The 16224-nt window shown below is 74.0% G+C and carries 16 protein-coding genes; 4 read left to right on the top strand and 12 right to left on the bottom strand.

Going from position 1 to position 16224, the window contains the following annotated elements; all coding sequences use genetic code 11:
* Positions 1-12: 12 nt before the first annotated feature.
* Genes FGE12_RS20710 through FGE12_RS20700 form a run of 3 tightly spaced genes read right to left on the bottom strand, consistent with a single transcriptional unit; the run spans position 13 to position 2530 of the window.
* Positions 13-498 carry a peptidylprolyl isomerase gene (locus tag FGE12_RS20710; RefSeq protein ID WP_153868261.1) on the bottom strand — a complete coding sequence of 162 codons (486 nt, stop codon included), beginning with the start codon at positions 496-498 and terminating at the stop codon, positions 13-15.
* Positions 495-1217, bottom strand: coding sequence for a lysophospholipid acyltransferase family protein (locus tag FGE12_RS20705; RefSeq protein ID WP_370459086.1), 723 nt, complete (start codon positions 1215-1217; stop codon positions 495-497). Before FGE12_RS20705 ends, FGE12_RS20710 begins: the two co-directional genes overlap by 4 nt.
* 35 nt (positions 1218-1252) lie before the next feature.
* Entirely contained in the window at positions 1253-2530 is a 1278-nt protein-coding gene (locus FGE12_RS20700) for a dicarboxylate/amino acid:cation symporter (protein ID WP_153868260.1), read from the bottom strand.
* A 48-nt stretch (positions 2531-2578) separates the two neighbouring features.
* Between FGE12_RS20700 and FGE12_RS20695 the strand changes: the two genes are divergently transcribed.
* On the top strand, positions 2579-3229 hold the full coding sequence (locus tag FGE12_RS20695; RefSeq protein WP_153868259.1) for a 2OG-Fe(II) oxygenase: 651 nt from the start codon (positions 2579-2581) through the stop codon (positions 3227-3229).
* Here FGE12_RS20695 and FGE12_RS20690 read toward each other — a convergent pair.
* The 3 genes from FGE12_RS20690 to FGE12_RS20680 form a co-directional block, all read right to left on the bottom strand.
* Entirely contained in the window at positions 3226-3867 is a 642-nt protein-coding gene (locus FGE12_RS20690) for a DUF3575 domain-containing protein (RefSeq protein WP_153868258.1), read from the bottom strand. The genes FGE12_RS20695 and FGE12_RS20690 overlap by 4 nt on opposite strands.
* Positions 3868-4032: 165 nt before the next feature.
* On the bottom strand, positions 4033-4776 hold the full coding sequence (locus tag FGE12_RS20685) for a site-specific DNA-methyltransferase (protein WP_153868257.1): 744 nt from the start codon (positions 4774-4776) through the stop codon (positions 4033-4035).
* 39 nt (positions 4777-4815) lie between these two features.
* Complete coding sequence (locus FGE12_RS20680) at positions 4816-5052, bottom strand: hypothetical protein (RefSeq protein WP_153868256.1); 237 nt, start codon at positions 5050-5052, stop codon at positions 4816-4818.
* 117 nt (positions 5053-5169) lie between these two features.
* Between FGE12_RS20680 and FGE12_RS20675 the strand changes: the two genes are divergently transcribed.
* Positions 5170-5367, top strand: coding sequence for a hypothetical protein (locus FGE12_RS20675; protein WP_153868255.1), 198 nt, complete (start codon positions 5170-5172; stop codon positions 5365-5367).
* Here the strand turns inward: FGE12_RS20675 and FGE12_RS20670 are convergent.
* Both FGE12_RS20670 and FGE12_RS20665 read right to left on the bottom strand, forming a co-directional pair.
* Positions 5364-6527: a TfuA-like protein gene (locus tag FGE12_RS20670; RefSeq protein ID WP_194798113.1), complete on the bottom strand. Its 1164-nt coding sequence runs from the start codon at positions 6525-6527 to the stop codon at positions 5364-5366. The genes FGE12_RS20675 and FGE12_RS20670 overlap by 4 nt on opposite strands.
* The gene (locus tag FGE12_RS20665; protein WP_370459085.1) at positions 6524-7690 is read right to left on the bottom strand and encodes a YcaO-like family protein; all 1167 of its coding nucleotides are present in this window, start codon (positions 7688-7690) and stop codon (positions 6524-6526) included. The genes FGE12_RS20670 and FGE12_RS20665 overlap by 4 nt, the downstream gene beginning before the upstream one ends.
* A gap of 76 nt (positions 7691-7766) precedes the next feature.
* Here FGE12_RS20665 and FGE12_RS20660 point away from each other — a divergent pair, with 76 nt between their 5' ends.
* Positions 7767-8276, top strand: a complete 510-nt coding sequence (locus FGE12_RS20660) for a peroxiredoxin (protein WP_153868253.1) — start codon at positions 7767-7769, stop codon at positions 8274-8276.
* Here FGE12_RS20660 and FGE12_RS20655 read toward each other — a convergent pair.
* Positions 8263-8802: a TIGR02265 family protein gene (locus tag FGE12_RS20655; protein WP_370459084.1), complete on the bottom strand. Its 540-nt coding sequence runs from the start codon at positions 8800-8802 to the stop codon at positions 8263-8265. The two genes, FGE12_RS20660 and FGE12_RS20655, sit on opposite strands and share 14 nt — an antisense overlap.
* Before the next feature lie 213 nt (positions 8803-9015).
* Between FGE12_RS20655 and FGE12_RS20650 the strand changes: the two genes are divergently transcribed.
* Positions 9016-9507: a hypothetical protein gene (locus tag FGE12_RS20650; protein ID WP_153868251.1), complete on the top strand. Its 492-nt coding sequence runs from the start codon at positions 9016-9018 to the stop codon at positions 9505-9507.
* Positions 9508-9517: 10 nt separating this feature from the next.
* Here FGE12_RS20650 and FGE12_RS20645 read toward each other — a convergent pair whose 3' ends face one another.
* From FGE12_RS20645 to uvrA, 3 genes are all read right to left on the bottom strand, one after another.
* Positions 9518-10117 carry a hypothetical protein gene (locus FGE12_RS20645; protein ID WP_153868250.1) on the bottom strand — a complete coding sequence of 200 codons (600 nt, stop codon included), beginning with the start codon at positions 10115-10117 and terminating at the stop codon, positions 9518-9520.
* Between the two features lie 127 nt (positions 10118-10244).
* On the bottom strand, positions 10245-10883 hold the full coding sequence (locus tag FGE12_RS20640) for a hypothetical protein (protein WP_153868249.1): 639 nt from the start codon (positions 10881-10883) through the stop codon (positions 10245-10247).
* A 43-nt stretch (positions 10884-10926) separates the two neighbouring features.
* The gene (uvrA, locus tag FGE12_RS20635; protein ID WP_153868248.1) at positions 10927-16224 is read right to left on the bottom strand and encodes an excinuclease ABC subunit UvrA; all 5298 of its coding nucleotides are present in this window, start codon (positions 16222-16224) and stop codon (positions 10927-10929) included.

Genomic DNA, 16224 nt, shown 5'->3' with positions numbered 1-16224 from the left:
CGCGAGCCTGCGCTACGAGTGCGCCCCACCCGGACCGTGCGCGTGGCCGTGCGCCAGCTCGTCCTGGGTGGCCTGGCGCACCTCGCGCACCGTCACGTCGAAGTGCAGCGTCTTGCCGGCCAGCGGGTGGTTCAGGTCCACCACCACCGTCTGGGGCCGCACCTCCTTCACCACGAAGGGCACCTCGTCGCCCTCGGGGGTGGTGGCGCTGAGCACCGCGCCCTCCTTCGGCACCATGCCCTCCGGGAAGCGCTCGCGCGGCACCTCCTGCACGCCCTCCGGGTCGTGCTCGCCGTAGCCCTTCGCCGGGGGCACCGCCACGCTCTTCACCGTGCCCACGCTGCACCCCTCCAGGGCCTGCTCGAGCCCGGGGACCATCTGCCCGTGGCCGTGCAGGTAGATGAGCGGCGCGCCCTCCTGGCTCGCGTCCACGGTCTTCCCGTCACCCAGGTGCAGGCGGTAATCGATGGTGACGACGCTGTCCTTCGCGATCTTCATGGCTTGGCTCCCGTGACTCCGGTGACTCCGTCCGCCGCCTCGAGGCGGGCCTTCTCGTCAATGATGAGGCCGCGCACGTGCTCGCGCAGCGCCGGCACGTCCGCGAAGGCGCGCGGGTCCACCGGCGGCAGCACCTGCAGCTGGCAGCGCGCCCGCGCCCCCATCACCAGGCCGTGCTTGGGCAGGGTGCGCCCCGTCCCGGTGAGCACCAGCGGGACGACGGGGCAGCCCAGCTTGACCGCGAGCGAGAAGGCGCCGTCCTTGAAGGCCTTCACCTGCCCGTCCGGTGAGCGGGTGCCCTCGGGGAACATGAGGATGGGCACCCCGCGCGCGAGCCACATCTCGCACTGGGCGAGCATGCGCTGAACGCTCTCGCGGTCGCCGCGCACCAGGGGCACGTAGCGGTTGAGGCGCATGTTCCAGCCGAGGAACGGGAGCTTGAAGTTCTCCGCCTTCGAGACCCACTTGAAGGGGCGGTAGAGCCCGAAGAGCACGAGGATGTCGCCCAGGGACTCGTGGTTCGCCACCAGCACCGCGGGGCCGCGCCACGGCAGGTGCTCGCGCCCCTGCACCCGCAGGCTCCAGAGCGGGTTCACGTAGAAGTAGTGGCGCGCCCAGAAGCAGGAGTACAGGTGCAGCGCGCGCCCGTCCGGATCGAAGGGCCGGGTGAGCGCCCACAGCAGCACCGCGCCCACGAAGAGCACGGCGCTGGAGAGCACGAAGTACAGCCAGAAGACGATGGAGAAGAGCAGCTTCAGGGCTGCGCCCGGGCGGCCGGCTGCGGGTGCACGGCGTCGGGGTCCGGCTCGCCGCGCGCCACGTACACGGCGGCCGCGAGATCTCCGGTCACGTTGAGCGTGGTGCGGCACATGTCCAGGAAGCGGTCCACGCCGAGGATGAGGCCGAGCCCCTCCACCGGGATGTGGAAGCGCTGGAGGATCATCGCGATGACCGGGATGCTGCCGGCCGGGACCCCCGCGGTGCCGATGCCCGCGAGCACGCAGATGAGCATCACCACGAACTGGTCCGGGATGGACAGCTGCACCCCGAAGAGCTGCGCGAGGAAGAGCACGGTGACGCCCTCGAAGAGCGCGGTGCCGTTCTGGTTCATCGCGCTGCCGGCGGTGAGCACGAAGCGGCTCACGTTGCGCGGCAGGCGCAGGTTCTCCTCGGCGACTTTCAGCGCCGTGGGCAGCGTGGCGGACGACGAGGACGTGGCGAACGCCGTCACCATGGCGAGCCGGATGTCGCGGAAGAAGGCGATGGGGCTGCGGCCTCCGAGGAAGCGCACGCTGAGCGAGTACACGCCGAACTGGTGCAGCGCGAGCGCGAGCAGCACCGTGCCCACGTACGCCGCGAGCTGCACGAGGATGCCCAGGCCCAGGCGGCTGGTCATGTTGAAGAGCAGCGCCGCCACGCCCAGGGGCGCGAGCTTCAGCACCCAGTCGATGAGCCGCATCATCACTTCGTAGAGGCCGGCGATCATCTCGCGCAGCCGCTCGCCGCCCGTGCTCTGCAGCGTGGCGAGCCCCGCGCCGAAGAAGAGCGAGAAGACGATGAGGCCGATCATGTCCCCGTTGGCCGCCGCCTTGATGGCGTTGTCCGGCACCATGGAGACGAAGATGTTGCCCGCGCTCGTGGCGTCCCGCGACGCCGGCTCCACGGCGAGGGTGCTGGTGCGCGCGAGCGCCTTCACCTCCTCGCTCATACCGAGGCCCGGCTTGATGGTGTTCACCGCGACGAGCCCGATGACCACCGCCACGAGGCTGAACACCACCGTGTAGCCCATGGTGCGCGCGCCCAGCCGCCCGAGCTGGCGCAGGTCCAGCTCGCACACGCCCATCACCAGGGCGGCGAAGAGCATGGGGACCACCAGCATGAACAGGAGCCGCAGGAAGATCTGCCCCAGCGGTCCGGTGAGGTTCGTCACCGTCCAGGTGAGCCAGGCGGAGTCCTTCGACGTCTCGTTGGCCACCAGGCCTGCGATCGTCCCCACGGCAATTCCGAGCAACATCTTCTGGTGCGACTTCATGGGGCGCCACCCTAGACCAACCTGGGGCATTGTCGGGGGTGAAAGCCCATGGCCCCGCTCGTCCAACTGACCGACACCGCACTGCCCCCCACCCTCTTCCGGCGCCTCGCGCGGGCGATAGGCCAGGTGGGCACCGAGCGGCTGCGCCAGACCTACCAGACCACGCTCTGGTACGACTTCCGGCAGGAGCCCTCCTGCGTCGTCGAGGAGGCCATCCAGGCGCTGCGGCCCCGGGTGCCGCCGGGCCTGCGGCTCGCGGGGGCGGAGTGGTGGCTGAGCCGCATGTACACCACGGACGTGCGGGTGGACTTCCACCAGGACCGCGACGAGCGGCTCGCGCTCGCGACCGGGAGGCTCGTGCACCCGCGCCTCTCCTCGGTGTTCTTCCTCAACCGGGTGCGCGGCGGCGCGCTCGCGGTGACGCGCGAGCCGCCCGACCCCGAGCGCCCCTCGCTCGCGCCGCGGAACCTGGACCTCACGCTGGTGGCGCCGAGGCCCAACCGCTACGTGCTCTTCGAGGGCACCCTCACCCACGGCGTGCTGGACGCCGAGAACCAGGTGCCCACGGGGAAGCTGCCGGGGCGCTCGCGGCTGCGGCGCACCATCGCCATCAACTGGTGGCGCGCCCGCCCCACGGAGATTCCCACCTACCGCGAGGCCGGCGTGTACCGGGCGCTCGCGGTGGGCAGGCGCCGCTAGAACGCGTAGCCGAAGCGCAGCGCGCCCGTGCCGAAGACCTTGTTGTAGTCGGCGAAGGCGTCGTCCTTGCCGTTGTTCCAGTTGCGGCCCAGGCCCAGGGACAGCTGCACGTTGAGGCCGCTGTCCCAGTACCAGTGCCAGCCGAGGCTCACCTGCGGCCCCACCACGGTGGCGCTCTCCTTGCTTCCGTCGACGTCCGTGCTCAGGCGCTTGTAGGTGAAGCCCGGCTCGAGGAAGAAGCCCGAGTACACCTTGCGGAAGTAGATGGGCGCGCCGAGGCCCAGCTCGAAGCCGTCCGCCCCGTCGTAGTTGTAGTAGTTCACGTCACCGCGCAGCGCGAGCTGGCTCGCCGGCGCGTACGCGAGCGAGACGCCGTAGCTGCCGAGCACCCACCCGATGGGGTTGGTGGACGCGTTCCAGCGCGGGTACGAGTACTGGAAGCGGTTGTGGTCGCCCACCTGCACCAGCTGGCCGTTGATCTGCGAGACGTCGCCCGGCGCGGGCTGGGCGGGCTGCGTGGCCACCGGCGCCGGCGCGGCCGGGGCGGGCTGCTGGACGGCCGCGGGCGTCTGTGCGAGCGCGCTGCCCGCAGAGAGGAACAGCGCGGAGACGGTGACGAGCTGGGGAATGCGCTTCATGGCTTCTCCTGAAGAGTGTCCGGCCTCACGTGAGACGTGCGTTCGGCCCTCCCGGGGCCCGGCGCTCGGAGCGCGCGGGCGAGGCCGGGAGGTGGGTTCGCAACCGACGGGGTCGGCTGTCCTCTATTCAACCAGCCTTCCTTGGCGGAATGGGAACCCGGCGGATCACGTCGCCTCGCGGATGCGCTGCGTCACGCGAGCGGCCCACTCGGGCTCGATCTCCATGCAGGCCGCGCGCCGCCCCAGCCGCAGCGCCGCCGCGGGGGTGGAGCCACTGCCGGCAAAGGGATCCAGCACCCAGTCCCCGGGCGCGCTGTAGGTGCGCAGCAGTGGCTCGAGCACACTGAAGGGCTTGTGGTGCGGGTGGCCTCCCCAGCGCTCGGCCTCGGCGTCGTCGTCGTAGCCGCCCACCACGGCCCACGTGGGCCCCACGTCCGCCGGGCCCAAGGGCGGCGCGGGGGTGCGCGAGAACACGAGGGCCACCTCGTACACGCGCAGGGTGAGCTCGTTGCTGTTCTTCTCGCTGCTGCGCTTGCCCCACACGTACTCGCCGCGCGCGTGCGTGAAGCCGTGGGCGCGCGCGGTGGCGGCGATGGGCTCCTTGCCCAGCAGGTTCGTCCAGATGACCAGCGTCGCGTCCGGGGTGAGGTGCGCGAGCGCCTGCGTCATCCACGCCTCGGTGAAGGCGCGGTAGTCGCGCACGGTCTCGAAGCGCACGATGGGGTTGCGGTCGATCTTCTTGCCCGCGCGCGGGTCGCGCAGGTCCCCGTCGCGGCGGCGCCGGGTGAGCAGGCAGTAGGGCGGGTCGGTGAGCAGCAGGCGCGCGCGCGCACCGCCGAGCGCGGCCGCGTAGCCTCCGGGCTCGCGGGCGTCGGCGTTCTGGCAGCGGGGGAGTTCGGTGGAGCTCATCGCAGGCCGCACCCTATACCCCACGCGCCTTCCACCCCCCTAGCCCGCTGCGTCCGGCGCGGGCCCGAGCGCGGCGATCTCGGCGACCGGCACGCGCCCCCGGCCGCGCAGCACCACGTGCTCCGCCCCTGCCTCCGTCACCACGTCCAGCACCGCGTCGCACAGCGTCTCGCCGCTGCGCAGCCGCAGGGCCACGGGGCGGCGGCGCAGCACCGCCTCCTCCAGCACGTCGAGGAAGTCGCAGCGTCCCAGTACGTCCTGCTCGAAGTCCCGCATGGCCCCCTTCTACCCGAGGCGCCCGCCGCCCAGCGTCCGGGCGTCCCGACCGCCCTTTGCCCGTGCACGCTGCGGGGCGCATCTTGGAGGGAGGCACCCGCGCACGAGGAGGCAGCCATGGACCCGAGCGACGCGCGTCCCGAACCGGAGGCGCACCCCCCGCAGCACGAGCCGTGGGAGGAGCTGGAGGCCCAGCTGGAGACCGGCTGGCGCTGCCGGCAGTGCGAGACACCGGAGCCCGAGAGCCCCGGGCGCCAGGCGCTCGATCGCCTGGAGGGCGCGCTCTTCCGCGGGCCGGACGCGCTCCGGCGCTAGCGACGCCGCCGTCGGGCGGGGCGTGCGAGCGCGCGCGCCGCCTCGGCCCACAACCCACGCAGCCGCGCCTCGCTGCCCAGCGCCTCGCGGGGCGAGGGCCCATCCGGCAGCAGGCGCTCGGCGTGCGCGAGCACGAGCGTCTCCAGCGCCCGCTCCTCCAGCAGCCTTCGCAGCTCGGCCGCATCCAGGCCGCTCTCGGCGAGGAAGGCCTCGCGCCTGGACTCGGGCACGCCGAGCCCCGCCCACCACGCCGCCTCGGTGCGCGCGAGCTCCTGCGCCGTGGGCTGCAGGCCCAGGGTGCGCGCCCAGCCGGCCAGCAGCGCGCGGCGCAGCCCCACCTCGGTGAGGGCGGCCGCGTCCGGATGGGTGTCCAGCAGCGCGAGCACCTCCGCTCCCACCACCGCGCGCTCCCCCACCTGCACCGCCCCCTCCTGCAGCCGCCGCCGGCGCACGAGCGAGGAGGGGCGCTGGGGCGCGCCCCTCGGCGCGGGCGCGCCCGAGGCGAGGAAGGCGTGGGCCGCCTCGAGGCAGCGCAGCGCGTCCAGCCGCTTGAGGTCCTCGAGGCCGGCGCGCTGCACCCACGCGTCCCAGCGCGCGCGCGTGGCGGGGCGCCAGTGCGCGGCCGCGGCGGCCACCACCTGGGGCCAGCGGCGTTCCTGGTAGAAGAGCTCCGCGCCCGCCTCCACGAGCCCGCGGGCCTCGCGCCCATCGAGCACGCGGGCGGCCTGCGCGCGGGCGGCGTTGTGGCGCACGTTGACGAGCGGCACGGTGAGGGCGCGGTAGCCGTGCTCCGCGTCCGCGTGCAGCAGCGCCACCTCCGCGTCGTCCACGAGGCGGCCCGAGCGGAAGCCCTCGTAGATGTCCCCCACCCCCACCATGCCGTGCGCGGAGAGCTCGGCGGCGCGCAGCGCGCCCATGCTCGAGCCGCCGAACACCGCCACCCCGGCCTCCAGCGCCGCGAGCAGCTCGTGGTGCCACACCGAGGGCTGCGCCTCGAAGACGCCGTCCAGCAGCACCAGGGCGCGCGGCTCGAGGGCGAGCGCGCGCCACACGTCCCCCTGGCGCGCCGGCGGCCGCAGGGTGCAGGGGCCTAGCGCGCGCACCTCGTCCGCGGAGAGCGAAGGGCCGACGAAGACGACGAGGGACGCGGGACGCTTCACAGCAGCTCCGAGACCTGCATGCCGGGCACCACCACGCGCACCACGCTGAGCCCCTCCACCGGCGCGTCCAGCGAGAGCGCCGCCACCTCCTCGAAGCCCGCAGCGCGCAGCCGCGCGAGCACGCCCTTCACCGCGGCCGCCGGGTCCTCCCGCTTCAGCGCGAGCTCCGGCATCCCGCGCACCTCGGCCCGTGCCCGCGCTTGAGCGCAGGCCTGCGCGAGCGCGCGCGCCGCCTCGCGGTCCGCTGCGGCGATGTCCTCGCGCGCGCCGTGGATGTCGGTGAGCCGGCTCTGCGCGGCCTCGAGCAGCGCGCGCAGGAGCGACCCCTCGCGGCCCAGCGCGCACGCGTAGCCCGCGGTGAGTGGCACGGGCCCCTCCTCCTCGTCCACCAGCAGCGCGCCGGCCACGGGAAGGCGCACAGCGCCGGGCGTGCGCGCGGGTGGCGAGAGATCGAAGAGGTGCGCGCGAAAGCCCGCCGCCTCCAGCCTCTGCACCAGCGCTGCGACGCGCGGTGCGTGGGTGGAGAGCGAAGCCGGGCGCAGCAGGCGCTCGGCGATGGCCTCCTCCGTCCAGCCCTCGGGAAGGGTGCGCGAGAGCTGGTCGCGCTCGGTGGCCTCGAGCAGCGCGTGCAGCAGCGCCCGGGCGCGCTCGGGGTGAGCCCCCGAGCCGTTGCTCGTCCACGCCATGCTCAGGGGGCCGAGCGGCGGGGTGCCGGCGGGCGGGCAGTGCACCGCCTGCGCGGGCAGCAGCACGGGGCGCCCGGTGTGCAGCTCGCTCGCCTCGCGCCAGGCGAGGCGCACGTCCCGGCTCCACAGCCTCGCCACGGGTGCACCGCCCGCAGAGCCCAGCTCCGGCGCGGGCCAGGCCTCGAGCCCGGCGGCCTCGAGCTCTGCCTCCGAGCCCCAGACGAGCTGCTCCGGCCGCACCCGCTCCGCCGCCCACAGCTCCGCCGTCTCCAGCAGCGCCCCGGCCGCAGCCTCCTCCCAGCGGGGGCCCTTGCCGTTGCACACCTGCAGCACGTGGCCCCCGGGGCGCACCGCGCAGGCCACCTCCACGCCCGTGCGGTCCAGGCCGGTGATGCGCGCCACGCGGCTCACCCCGAGCGCCCGGGCGAGCGAGGCCTGCAGGCGCTGGGAAAGGGAGGAGCTCACGGCGGCGCGCACCTTATCGGACCCGTCCGCGGAAGTAACAACCGTGCGACCGCACCCGGGCGCGAGCCGTGGCAAGCTAGCGCCCGAGATGCTCCACGTCGGCGACATGGCCCCGGACTTCAGCGCCACCGATTGCCAGGGACGTCCCGTCTCGCTCTCGGCCCTGCGCGGCCGGCGCGTGGTGCTCTTCTTCTTCCCGCGCGCCTTCACCCTGGGCTGCACGCTGGAGAACCGCTACTTCCGCGACAACCACGAGCGGCTCAAGGGGCTGGGCGTGGAGCTGGTGGGCGTGTCCGTGGACACGGTGCAGCGCCAGTGCGAGTTCGCCGAGGCCGAGGACATCCACTTCGCGCTCATCGGCGACGAGTCGCGCGAGATCAGCCGCGCCTACGACGTGCTCTGGCCCGTGCTCAACGTGGACCGGCGGATGACCTTCATCATCGGCCCCGACGGGCGGGTGGAGAGCCTCATCCACCACGAGGTGCGGGTGTACCGGCACATGGACGACGTGCTCGCGTACGTGCAGGCCCACCCGCTGCCGGGGGTGGGCGCTGCCGAGCCGCAGCGGCCGGACGGCGGCGGCCCTACTGCCAGCTGATGTGGTACTCGCAGTGCGGCGCGTCGCTCGCGCGGCACTTGCCGTGCGTGATCTGCACGTTCTTGCCGCCGGACATCTCCACCGCCTTCTCGTGCCACCCGATGATGGTGAGGCAGTCCGCCTCGGTCACCGTCTCGGCGTCGAAGGTGCGGATGACGGCCGTCTGCGGGCCGGTCTTCTCGTAGGTGCGGTGGCCCACGGCGTAATAGAAGCGGTAGATCTGCGCCGCCTGCGAGAGCAGGAAGTGCGGGTCGCCGGGGCGCAGGAACACGTGGTGCGCGCCCTTGAGGTTGTCCTCGGCGGAGGCGCGGCCCATGTCCTTGAAGGCGCGGGCGCGGTCCTCGGGCGAGAGCACGTCCGCGATGGCCGCGTCCAGCCGCAGGTTCATCTCCAGCGGGTACCAGGCGATGGGGAGGATCATTCCCCGCAGCGCGAGCCGGTCTGCCTCCGGGAGGCGCTTGAGCACCTCGTCCACCCGCCCCTGCCCCCCGTGCTGCCGGAGCATGTTGAGACGCGTGATGAGCACGCTCCCCTTGATGCGATTCGCGCCAGTCGCTGCGGCCGTAGCCATTGAAGAGTTCCCCCGAAGAGCCCGCATTGTGTCCGAGACCGGACGGGGAATTCAACCCGTCCACCTCAAGTCGGTAATCCCCGGGGCTGCTCCTCCCGCGTAACTTTCCGCGGCCGGGCGGGTTGGAGGCGAACGGAGACCCTTGTTTCCCACTCCAGGAGCCTCGCCATGAAGCCTGCCCTGATCGCCGCCGCCCTCCTCCCCTGCCTCGCGCTCGCGCAGACGCCCCCGCCCGCTGCACCGCCAGCGCCCTCGGCGCAGGCGCAGCGCGAGCACCGGGAGCAGCGCCTGCGCACGGCGCGCGTGGTGGCGCTGGCCGAGGCCCTGGAGCTCGACTCCGCGGGGGCGCTGAAGCTGGACGAAGCGCTGAAGAAGCTGGATGCGCGCCGCGAGCCCCTGCGCGCGCAGGTGCGCGATGCGGCGCAGGTGCTCGAGCGCGCAGCGAGCGGGGACAAGGCCGCGCTCGGCCAGGCGGAGGGCGCGGCGCAGAAGGCCTTCGAGGCGCGCGCGCAGCTCGCGGCGCTGGACCGCGAGCTCTACCAGTCGCTCGAGAAGTCCCTCACGCCCGAGAAGCGCGCCAAGCTCGCCCTCATCCTCGCGCGGCGCGGCGGGCCCGCCGCACGCATGCACGGGCTGGGGATGCACGGGGCGCGGCCGTAGCCACGCGCCGTCAGAAAGAACCCTGCAGGCCGAAGCGGCCCGCGCCACTGCGCGGGTCCAGCGAGACGCTGGGCGTCACCTGCACGGACTCGGGCCCCCGGTCCGTGAGGGCGTAGCCCGTCACCGCGAGCACCGGAGCGGAGAGGGCGAACAGCACGACGAGGTCCGTCTTTCCGGAAGCGAATGCAATGCCCGTCGCCGCGCTGCCCAGGAGCGCACCGCCCGCGGCAGCCCAGATTGAGCCATGCCCCTTCAGGGCGCCTCCTGTCCAGGTGACGCCCAGCGCCGTCCCGGCGAGCCCTCCGAGCACGGCAGACGTGAAGATGAGCCCATTCGCACACGGCTCCAACCCGTGGTTCCTGTCACAGAGAACGAGCGCTCCTCCGAGCCCCGCCGCCCCTCCCGCGAGGCCGCCGACCACGAAGCCCAGGCTACCGGCCCCGAACTGCACGGCGTAGCGCGCCGCGGGCGTCCAGCGCTCGGGCGAGGGCGCCGGCAGCGTCAGCGCGCCTTGGGGCGCGGCCTCCACCGTCCAGGGATCGAGGTCCTGGGCAGCGGCCGGGAGCGAGGCGACGAGCAGGCAGAGGGCGAGCGGGAGGTGAGCGCGCATGCCCCACGCCACTGCAACGCGCGCGCCTGGGAGGCGTGCCCCTCCGCGCCGCGCGCTGCGTGCATCAGGGCTCATGCCGCGCCGTGCAGCGCCGTTCACGGAGGCGTGCACTGCGCTGCACACGCTTTCAGAAGCGGGCGCGCAGGCCGAGCGCACCGCCACCCGGGGACAGTGACAGCGAGGGCGTGAGCCGCGCGCTCCTGGGCCCCCTGGCGGTCAGCTCGTAGCCCACCACGCCCAGCAGCGGCGCACTGAGTGCGACGAAGCCGGCTCGCTCGGGATGGTCCGAGGCGAGCACCAGCCCCACCGCCACGAGCGAGCCCACGATGCCTACCGTCGCGGCCAGGGCGCTGCCGTTGCCTCCGGCGCGCCGGCCTCCCCAGCGGATGCCGAGGGGCATGCCGACGAGCCCGCCCAGGATCGCTCCCGCTCCCGCAACCGCCCAGAAGCAGGTGCTGTCGCCGATAAAGCCTCCGTGGCCGAAACAGGTGAGGCCCAGCAGGCTCAGCCCCGCGCCACCCACCACTCCGCCCAGTACGGTGCCCGCCATCCCTCCCCCCAGCTCTGCGCCCAATCGCGCGCCGGTGCTCCAGCGCTCCGGCGGCGGCGCTTCGGGCTCGGGCAGCGGCGGGGACGGGCGGTGCAGCGCGGGCGCGCTGGCCTGCTCCGGCTGCACGGGGTCGACGGCCCAGGGATCCATCCCCTGGGCAAAGGCAGACGACGAGACGAGGAGCAGGAGCGCGGCGAGACGGAGGGGTGCGTGCATCCCCCTCGCCTATTCATCTCCCGGGCCAGCGCCCCGGGTCGCGCTAGCCGGTGCCGCGCCGGCGCGGCAGGCCCTCCGCCTCGAAGAGTGCCTTGAGCACCTTGCCGGTCGCCGTCTTGCGGCGGGCCACCTCGTGGGGCGTCCCTTCCGCGCAGATGAGGCCGCCGCCGTCGCCGCCCTCGGGGCCCAGCTCCACCACGTGGTCCGCCGCGGCGATGACCGCCGGGTGGTGCTCGATGACCACCAGCGTGTCGCCGCGGTCCACCAGGCGCTTCATGAAGGCGATGAGGCGCGCCACGTCCCCCAGGTGCAGGCCCGTGGTGGGCTCGTCCAGCACGTAGAGCGTGGGCTCGTGGAAGCGCGTCGCGGTGAGCTCGGCGGCGAGCTTGAGCCGCTGCGCCTCGCCGCCCGAGAGCGTGTTGGAGCCCTGCCCCAGCTGCAGGTAGCCCACGCCGAGGTCCGAGATGTTCGCGAGCGGCGCGGCCACCTTGGGCAGGGCCGCGAACACGTCCTTCGCCTCGTCCGCGGACAGGCGCAGCGCGTCCCCGATGCTCAAGCCGTGGTAGCGCACCTCCAGCGTCGCCGCGTCGAAGCGCGCCCCGCCACACACCTCGCAGGGGGTGACCACGTCCGGCAGGAAGGCCATCTCGTGGGAGATGGCGCCCTGGCCCTCGCACGCGGGGCAGCGCCCGCCCTGCGCGCTGTTGAAGGAGAAGCGCGTGGGGCCGAAGCCGCGCAGCTTCGCCTCGGGCGTGGCCGCGAACACGCGGCGCAGCTCGTCCCAGATGCCCAGGAAGGTCGCGGGCACCGAGCGCGGCGTGCGGCCGATGGGCGACTGGTCCACCGCGAGCACCCGCTTCACCGCGTCCGCGCCCACGAGCCGGTCGAAGGGACCGGGCTTGCCGGCCACCAGCCCCAGCGCCTCGCGCATCGCGGGATAGAGCACCTGGCGGATGAGCGTGCTCTTGCCCGAGCCGGAGACGCCCGAGACGGCCGTGAGCCGGCCCACCGGCAGGCGCAGGTCCACGTTCTTCAGGTTGTTCGCGCGCGCGCCCTTCAGCTCGATCCACCGCTCGGGCACACCGCGGCCTTCCGCCGGCAGCACCAGCGGGGCACGCAGGGCGCGCGCCGTGGGGGACTGCTCGTCCGCGAGCACGGCCTCGGGCGTGCCCTGCGCGAGGATGCGCCCGCCGCCGCGGCCGCCCGTGGGCCCGATGTCGATGACGTGGTCCGCGGCGCGGATGGTGTCGCTGTCGTGCTCCACCACGAGCACGGTGGAGCCGGTGGAGACGAGTGCGCGCAGGTTCTCCAGCAGCCGGTGCGTGTCGCGCGGGTGCAGCCCGATGGTGGGCTCGTCCAGCACGTAGAGCGCGCCGGTGAGCCCTGCGCCCAGCTGCGCGCTCAGGCGCAGCCGCTGCATCTCGCCGCCCGACAGCGTGCTCGCCGCGCGGTCCAGGGACAGGTAGCCCAGCCCCACGCGCTCGAGGAACTCGAGCCGGCGCAGGAGCTCCTGGCGCGAGGCCTCGCCGATGAGGCCGCGGTCTCCCTTGAACTTCCAGCCGCGCACCCGCGCGAGCGCCGCGCTCACCGAGGGCTGCACCACCTCGTGGTAGCGCGCGCCCTCGAGCCGCACCGCGCGCGGCACCGGGGCGAGCCGCGTGCCCTCGCACGTGCGGCAGGGCGTGGTCACGCCTTCCGACTGCGCCTCCGCGCCACCCTGCACGCCGGTGCCGCCGCAGGCCTCGCAGGCGCCCTGCTGCGTGTTGAAGGAGAACCAGCGCGGGTCCAGCTCCGGCACCGCGAGGCCGCACTTCGGGCAGGTGCGCTCGCTCGAGAGCAGCGTGTCCTCCTTGCCCTTGCAGCGCACCTTGAGCGCGCCCTTGCCCCAGTTGAGCGCGCGCTCGAAGGTGTCGCGCGGCAGCTGGGAGAGGCGCCCCTCGTAGAGCACGAGGTCGATGTCGTGCTCCTTCGTCTTGGCGAGGCGCGGCGGGTCGTCCGTGGAGGCGAGCTGCCCGTCCACCCAGGCCTGCAGGACGCCGCCCTTCGCGGCTGCGGCGAAGAGGTCCAGGTAGGTGCCCTTGCGCGCGCGCACCGCCGGCGCGAGCAGCACGCCCTCCCCCTTCATGCCGGTGAGCTGCGCGTACATCGCGTCCGGCGTGGTGGCGGCGATGGGGCTGTCGTCGCGCGGGCAGTGCGACTGACCCAGCTTCGCGTAGAGGAGGCGCAGGTAGTGCGAGACCTCGGTGACGGTGGCCACGGTGCTGGTGGCGCCCGCGCGACTGGTGCGCTGCTCCAGCGCGACGGTGGGCGGGATGCCGCTGATGCGCTCCACGTCCGGGCGCGGCATGGTGGGCAGGAACTGGCGCGCGTACGGGGTGAGCGTCTCGAGGAAGCGGCGCTGGCCTTCCGCGAACACCACGTCGAAGGCGAGCGTGCTCTTGCCCGAGCCGCTGGGCCCCGTCACCACGGTCATCTTCCCCAGCGGGATGTCGGTGGAGACGTCGCGCAGGTTGTGCTCGCGCGCGTGCTCCACGCGGATGGCGCGCGGCAGCTCCGCGGGCTTCGCGCGGGCGGGCGCCTTCTTGCGCGGCGCGCCGTCGTTGCGCAGCGCCTCCGCGGTGAGGCCCGGGCCCTTCATCAGCTGGGCCGGAGGCCCCTCGGCCACCAGCGTGCCGCCGTTGCGGCCGCCACCGGGGCCCAGGTCGATGATCCAGTCTGCCCCGCGCATCACCGCGAGATCGTGGTCCACCACGACGACGCTCGCGCCGCGCTCCACGAGCCGGTGCAGCGCGCCCATCACGTGCGCCACGTCCGCGTCGTGCAGGCCCGCGCTGGGCTCGTCGATGAGGAAGAGCGTGCCCGCGGGCTCGCTCGAGAGCGCCCGCGCGAGCTTGAGGCGCTGGGCCTCACCGCCCGAGAGCGTGGTGAGGGGCTGGCCCAGGGGCAGGTAGCCCAGGCCCAGCTCCGCCACCGGCCCCAGCGTGCGCTTGAGCGCGGCGTCGTCCGCGAAGCGCTCGAGCACCTCGGAGACGGTGAGCTCGAGCAGCTGCGCCACGCTGAGCCCCGCGTGCCGCACCGCGAGCACCTCCTCCTTGAAGCGCCGGCCGCGGCACACCGCGCAGCGCAGCGCCACGTCCGCGAGGAACTGCATCTCCACCGTCTCGTAGCCCTCGCCCGAGCAGGCCTCGCAGCGGCCCTTGTCCACGTTGAAGGAGAAGTGGGCCGCGGTGAGCCCGCGCAGCTCCGCGTCCGGCTCCGCGGCGAAGCGCTCGCGCAGCCGGTCCCACGCCTTGGTGTAGGTGGCGGCGTTGCCGCGGCTGGTGCGCCCCAGCGGCGCCTGGTCCACGAAGGTGACGCCCTCGAGCGCGTCCACGCCCTCCACCGCGTCCACGGCGCCCGGCGCCTCCACGTCCTTCTCCCCCAGCGCGAGCGCCACGTGGCGGTGCAGCACTTCGTCCATCAAAGTGCTCTTGCCCGAGCCGCTGGGCCCGGTGATGACGCACAGCACGCCCAGCGGGATGCGCACGTCCAGCGTGCGCAGGTTGTTCTCGCGCGCGCCGCGGATGTGCAGCTCGCTGGAGCGCTTGCGGGCGGCGCGCGGCGCGGCGGGGCCTCCCGCGAGGAAGCGGCCGGTGGGAAGGTCCTCGCGCTTGGCGAGCTGCTCCGGGGTGCCGTCGAAGACGAGCTGGCCGCCGTGGGCGCCCGCGCCCGGGCCCAGCTCCAGCACGCGGTGCGCGGCGCGGATGATCTGCGGGTCCTGCTCGATGACCAGCGCCACGTTGCCGCGCGCCGCGAGCTCCTCCATCGCCGCACCCAGGGGCACCACGTCGCTCGGGTGCAGGCCCACGGTGGGCTCGTCCAGCACGAAGAGCGCGCCGGTGAGGCTGGTGCCGAGCGCCGCCGTGAGCGAGACGCGCTGCGCCTCGCCGCCGGAGAGCGTGCGCGCCGGGCGGTCCAGGGTGAGGTAGCCCAGCCCCACGCGCTCGAGGTAGCCGAGGCGCGCCGCCAGCTCCTTGCGCGCGAGCTCACCCTGCCCCGTCGCCGTCTTCAGCGTCTCGAGGCGCGCGCGCGCGTCCGCGAGCTCCAGCCCGTGCCACGCGGCCAGGTCCAGCCCGCCCACGCGGTAGGCGAGCGCCTGCGCGTTGAGGCGCGCCCCGTGACAGGTCTCGCACTTGTCGTAGGAGCGGTAGCGGCTGAGCAGCACGCGCACGTGCATCTTGTACGTGCGCCCCTCCATCCACTTGAACCAGGCGCGCACGCCCGGGTAGCGCCCGCCCTCGTAGCGGCCCTCGCCCTCGAGGATGAGCTCGCGCTGGCCCTCGGAGAGCTTTCCCCAGGGCACGTCCGTGGGCACGCCGCGCTTCTGCGCGAAGCGCAGCATGGTGCTGCGCTCCCACTCGGTGCTCTTGCCCGTCCACGGGCGGATGGCGCCGCCCGCGAGGCTCAAGCCGGGGTTGGGCGTCACCTTCGCCCAGTCGATGCCGATGGTGCGCCCGAAGCCGCGGCAGGTGGCGCAGGCGCCCGTGGGCGACTGGTAGCTGAAGAGGCCGGGGCGCGCGGGCTCGAACTCGCGCGCGCAGCCGGGGCACACCAGGCCCCGGCGCAGGCGCACCGGGACGCTCGCGCCCTGCAGGAAGGCCGTGGCCTCGCCGTCCGTGCGCCGCCAGCCCTCCTCCACCGCGGCCGTCACCCGGCTGAGCGCGTCCGGACCGAGCTTCACCCGGTCCAGCACCACCTGGGCGATGCCCGCCGCGTCCGCCGCCTCGCTGGGCCTGAGCTCCTCCAGCTCGCGCACCTCGCCGCGCACCACGAGCCGCCGGTAGCCCTCGCGCAACAGCTGCGCGCGCACCTCGAGGAAGTGCGCCGTGTCCGCAATCCGCATGGGGTGCGCGAGGATGACGGCCGCACCCGCGTGCTGCTTCAGCAGCGCCTCGGCCGCCACGCGCGCGTCCGTGCGCCGCGCCTCCAGGCCGCAGTCGGGACACACCGGCACCGCCTCACGGGTGAAGAGCGCCGAGAGGTAGGCCTCCACGTCCGCGAGCGTGGCCACCGTGGAGCGCGAGCTCTTCACCGGCGCGCGGCGGTCCACCGCCACGCCCGCCGCCACCGGCTCCAGCGCGTCCATGGGCGGGCGCTCGAGGCGCTCGAGGAACTGGCGCGCGTAGGGGCTGAAGCTCTCCACGAAGCGGCGCTGCCCTTCGGCGTACAGGGTGTCCAGGGCGAGGCTGCTCTTGCCCGCGCCGGACACGCCGGTGATGCAGACGAGCTCGCCCTCCTGCAGGTCGATGGAGACGGAGCGGAGGTTGTGCGTGCGGGCGCCGACGAGGTGCGTCTTGTGCAT

The sequence above is a fragment of the Aggregicoccus sp. 17bor-14 genome, from assembly GCF_009659535.1.
GTDB lineage: Bacteria > Myxococcota > Myxococcia > Myxococcales > Myxococcaceae > Aggregicoccus.
Note: the sequence above shows the minus strand (reverse complement) of the source record. Positions and strands in the feature narration are given on the sequence as shown.

Coding starts and splice junctions, on each gene's coding strand:
- FGE12_RS20710 (WP_153868261.1), bottom strand. CDS start 498: ATGAAGATCGCGAAGGACAGCGTCGTCACCATCGATTACCGCCTGCAC.
- FGE12_RS20700 (WP_153868260.1), bottom strand. CDS start 2,530: ATGAAGTCGCACCAGAAGATGTTGCTCGGAATTGCCGTGGGGACGATC.
- FGE12_RS20695 (WP_153868259.1), top strand. CDS start 2,579: ATGGCCCCGCTCGTCCAACTGACCGACACCGCACTGCCCCCCACCCTC.
- FGE12_RS20690 (WP_153868258.1), bottom strand. CDS start 3,867: ATGAAGCGCATTCCCCAGCTCGTCACCGTCTCCGCGCTGTTCCTCTCT.
- FGE12_RS20685 (WP_153868257.1), bottom strand. CDS start 4,776: ATGAGCTCCACCGAACTCCCCCGCTGCCAGAACGCCGACGCCCGCGAG.
- FGE12_RS20680 (WP_153868256.1), bottom strand. CDS start 5,052: ATGCGGGACTTCGAGCAGGACGTACTGGGACGCTGCGACTTCCTCGAC.
- FGE12_RS20675 (WP_153868255.1), top strand. CDS start 5,170: ATGGACCCGAGCGACGCGCGTCCCGAACCGGAGGCGCACCCCCCGCAG.
- FGE12_RS20660 (WP_153868253.1), top strand. CDS start 7,767: ATGCTCCACGTCGGCGACATGGCCCCGGACTTCAGCGCCACCGATTGC.
- FGE12_RS20650 (WP_153868251.1), top strand. CDS start 9,016: ATGAAGCCTGCCCTGATCGCCGCCGCCCTCCTCCCCTGCCTCGCGCTC.
- FGE12_RS20645 (WP_153868250.1), bottom strand. CDS start 10,117: ATGCGCGCTCACCTCCCGCTCGCCCTCTGCCTGCTCGTCGCCTCGCTC.
- FGE12_RS20640 (WP_153868249.1), bottom strand. CDS start 10,883: ATGCACGCACCCCTCCGTCTCGCCGCGCTCCTGCTCCTCGTCTCGTCG.
- uvrA (WP_153868248.1), bottom strand. CDS start 16,224: ATGCACAAGACGCACCTCGTCGGCGCCCGCACGCACAACCTCCGCTCC.